The organism is Xanthomonas sp. D-36-1, from assembly GCF_017746155.1.
In the GTDB taxonomy this organism is placed as follows: domain Bacteria; phylum Pseudomonadota; class Gammaproteobacteria; order Xanthomonadales; family Xanthomonadaceae; genus Xanthomonas; species Xanthomonas cissicola.
In genome coordinates this window covers 1-3243 of sequence record NZ_JAGHWR010000079.1, presented here as the reverse complement: position 1 = coordinate 3243, position 3243 = coordinate 1, and the positions used below count along the sequence as shown (strand labels likewise).

Below are 3243 nucleotides of genomic sequence, written 5' to 3'. Positions count from 1 at the left end.
AATCCGCAACATCGTCGCCAGTGCGTACGGCTGCCGACCTGGCCGCCCCGACACTGGATAGTGCGGCGCGATCAGGGCAAGCAGTTGCTGCCACGGAACAACCTGCTCCATCTCGGCAAGAAAGATCTCGCGCCGGGTCTGCTTACGCTTGCCCAAGCCCTCAGCGTCACCGAACGTCAGCTGCATGGATGAATCCTCTACATAAGGCGATAGTGTCGCGCATCTGCGGTGAGTTGATCAGACCTTCCCTAAGGTCTAAATTTGAAAAGAGATATCGCGAGCGGCCGCGATCTTAAGGCCCTCGGCGGTTTGCATGGCCAGACTCAATTGCAGTCGACGAGCCTGGCTCAACCTTTTCGCGACAGCACATCCTTGAGCGCGTAGTGATCCAGTGCCAGCTCGGCATACATGCGCTTCATCCGGGCCAACTCGGCTTCCACGTCCTTCAGGTGCCGCAACTGCGATACCTGGCCGCCAAGCTGGTGTGCTGCCGGCCACCGATGATCAGGTGGTCAATGATCCGAATGTCCAGGAGGCCCAAGGCTTCCTGCAGGCGCTCGGTCACCTTGCGGTCTGCTTCGCTCGGCTCCGGATTGCCCGAAGGGTGATTGTGAAACAGGATGACTGCGGCAGCACTAAGCTCGAGAGCACGCTTTGCTACGACTCGGGGATGAACGTCGCAGGCATCGACGGTGCCGGAGAACAGGTGCTCAGTCGCGAGGATGTGGTGCTTGTTGTCGAGGAATACGGCGCCGAAAACCTCGTGCGGCAGGTGAGCGCAACGGGCGACCAAGTAGCTGCCGGCCTGCTCCGGGCTGTGGATGCGGCCTTGGCGTTGAAGGCGCTGTTCCAGAATGGTCGCGGCGGCGAGCAAGATACCCTCCTCGTCCATCTGGAGTTGGTATTGGGCCTTCAGGTCTTGGGTGCGCTTCATCGTTTTGTCTCCACCAGCGCGTTGTGCGCCTCGTGGGAACCGGCAGGCGAAGCGTCCGGCCCTACCGCACCCGAGAGCGAGCACCGCGCAAGCGGCGCATAGCGAAGGGCCGCAACAAAGCGCCAGCGACGAGGAGGAGGCTCGCCCTTGCCGATAGGGACAGCCCAGCCAAGATTCCCTTCAAGAGGCCCAGCGCTGGTGGAGACAGACCACGCATGCCCTACAAGGCCTGCAGGCCGAGCGGCATTCGGATGGGAGGGGGGTGATCGATGCCAGCAGGCGGCGCCTGGGCTTTGCAGCCAGTGGGGCTTCTGCGGACCTGTGCCTGCCTTACGCACGCATCGCTGCGCATGAGAAGCACGCAGGCATCGGGATGGGCTGGTCGACCCCTACGGGGTCAGACGTGTTCGTCTATGTTTCCCAGTCCGTGCCACGACAAGATTTCCGTAGCCCGACGGCCGACGAACTGCGCGTCCTCGCTCGTCATCGCCTTGCTCTCGATAGCAGCAGCCATGTTGGCAAAGGCTTGCCAAAAATGACGGCGATCAGGACTTGAGGCCCGCAGGGCGGGCACCGCAGCGTCCAGGCGTTCGAGGTGACGGCGAAGCTCGGCTCTGTCCACCCGGCTTGAGACACCGTAAGGACCCGTTACGGCAGCAAAGCTTGATTCTTTAGGCCTCTTTTTTGAAGTCGTGACCGGCCTCAGAAATCGACTCTTCGAACGAATTTGGCAAGACTGAAACCGAGCTATCCGCCTTTCGTAGTGATAGCCTCTCCCGAGGAATTAGCCGGCTAAAAAAGGATAGCGAATGGCTGCTTTTAGTGAAGATTTTCGAGGTGCGTTGAATCTTGCACATAGGATTTGCGCATTTTCCACAGAGCACGATCCAGGCAGAGAGGGCATGCAGCATCTACTCGCTTGGCAGGGATATTCGTTCGAGGCATTCTTCGATAGCAACGGCGCAGAAAGGATTGAGGAACAACTAGATTCTCTGGCAGAGAAAAATCCAGATCATCAAACAGCCGTCACGCTCCTGAAGGCGGAAACGACTGCCGTCCGTAGCCACCTGGATTGGTTAACGGGGCGCTTGTCAGACTGGAGACGAGGAGCCATCTGGCCAGGCACAAGACAGCCTGCCCTTACTGTATTGAGGGGTCAATCCAAACGTGGCATGGGACTGCTGGCAACACTTTTAAACAGCCTCAGCGAAATCCTTGCCGACTTAGTTCCTGGACTCAAGGCAGTCCTGGATGCTGTTAAAGAAGCCATCGAGCATTTCGCCAAATAGTGCTCGCAAATACATCAATCAGTGATATCAAAGGGAAGCTCGCAACGACCGGGAATGCCGAAAACCATCGCGCCCGAAGGGCGAATATGAGCGATCTCGTTCGGGTCAACAAGACTTCGACTCATCTCAAAAGAGCCGGGCTTGAATCTTGCCTCGTAGAAGTCCGGCTTGACCTTGTAGCCACTAAAAACGAGCATGAGCGCTGTCCTTACGTGCCTAGGACAGCGCATTCCGAAGGTAATCCCCGACAGTTGAAATGGCGCCTCTCCGGCCCCGAAGCCCCGAGACACATCGCGCCACTCGCTTTCGTATGCCCAATCGGGAGACTTACGGAAATAGGCTGACTCGACAACCGACGTCCCCCCGATTTTGAGTAGCACCGCAGTTTGGAGTCCAATTCCCTAACCGAAGGAGATTGGACGTGAAGAAGCGCTTTTCCGAAGAACAGATCATTGGCTTCCTGCGCGAAGCCGAAGCGGGCGTGGCGATCAAGGACCTGTGCCGGCGCCATGGCTTCAGCGAGGCCTCTTACTACCTGTGGCGCAGCAAGTTCGGCGGGATGAGCGTGCCCGATGCCAAGCGGCTCAAAGACCTTGAAACGGAGAACGCGCGGCTGAAGAAGTTGCTGGCCGAGCAGCTGTTTGAGAACGATCTGATCAAGGATGCGCTGCGAAAAAAGTGGTGAGCGCGCCGGCGCGTCGTGCGCTGGTGCGCGAGTGGATGGGGTGCGGTGCCAGCGAGCGCCGCGCCTTGGCAGCGATCGGCATGAGCGCCAGCGCGCTGCGCTACTGCCCACGCGAAGATCGCAACGTTGAGCTGCGCGAGCGCATCGGTGCGTTGGCGCATCGCCATCGCCGTTATGGCGTGGGCATGATCTATCTCAAACTGCGACAGGAAGGCCGCATCGTGAACTACAAGCGTGTGGAGCGGTTGTACCGCGAGCAGCAGCTGCAAGTCCGCCGCCGCAAGCGCAAGAAAGTCCCGGTAGGCGAGCGTCAGGGTAATCCCCCCACTTTTAGC

Annotated in this window: 4 protein-coding genes and 2 pseudogenes; 2 read left to right on the top strand and 4 right to left on the bottom strand. The window is 59.1% G+C overall.

The genetic code is table 11. The annotated features are described in order from the left end of the window. The 3 genes and pseudogenes from J7367_RS19340 to J7367_RS19330 form a co-directional block, all read right to left on the bottom strand. Nucleotides 1–186, bottom strand: a pseudogene (locus tag J7367_RS19340) (IS5/IS1182 family transposase); the annotation flags it as partial. Between the two features lie 259 nt (nt 187–445). Further along, nucleotides 446–934 (bottom strand): DNA repair protein RadC, encoded by a 489-nt coding sequence (gene radC, locus J7367_RS19335; protein ID WP_057664357.1) that lies wholly within the window; start codon nt 932–934, stop codon nt 446–448. Nucleotides 935–1331: 397 nt separating this feature from the next. Further along, complete coding sequence (locus J7367_RS19330) at nt 1332–1556, bottom strand: hypothetical protein (RefSeq protein ID WP_057664360.1); 225 nt, start codon at nt 1554–1556, stop codon at nt 1332–1334. 187 nt (nt 1557–1743) lie between these two features. Here J7367_RS19330 and J7367_RS19325 point away from each other — a divergent pair, with 187 nt between their 5' ends. Beyond that, entirely contained in the window at nt 1744–2223 is a 480-nt protein-coding gene (locus J7367_RS19325) for a hypothetical protein (RefSeq protein ID WP_139792682.1), read from the top strand. Between the two features lie 14 nt (nt 2224–2237). On the opposite strand, the gene J7367_RS19320 is transcribed toward J7367_RS19325, so the two are convergent. Beyond that, nucleotides 2238–2420: a hypothetical protein gene (locus J7367_RS19320; RefSeq protein WP_139792684.1), complete on the bottom strand. Its 183-nt coding sequence runs from the start codon at nt 2418–2420 to the stop codon at nt 2238–2240. A gap of 224 nt (nt 2421–2644) precedes the next feature. Between J7367_RS19320 and J7367_RS19315 the strand changes: the two are divergent. Then, a pseudogene (locus J7367_RS19315) lies at nt 2645–3243 on the top strand (transposase); the annotation flags it as partial.

What these genes read in the sequence shown, in the direction of transcription:
- radC (WP_057664357.1), bottom strand. Translation starts at nt 934, where the DNA reads ATGAAGCGCACCCAAGACCTGAAGGCCCAATACCAACTCCAGATGGAC.
- J7367_RS19325 (WP_139792682.1), top strand. Translation starts at nt 1,744, where the DNA reads ATGGCTGCTTTTAGTGAAGATTTTCGAGGTGCGTTGAATCTTGCACAT.
- J7367_RS19320 (WP_139792684.1), bottom strand. Translation starts at nt 2,420, where the DNA reads ATGCTCGTTTTTAGTGGCTACAAGGTCAAGCCGGACTTCTACGAGGCA.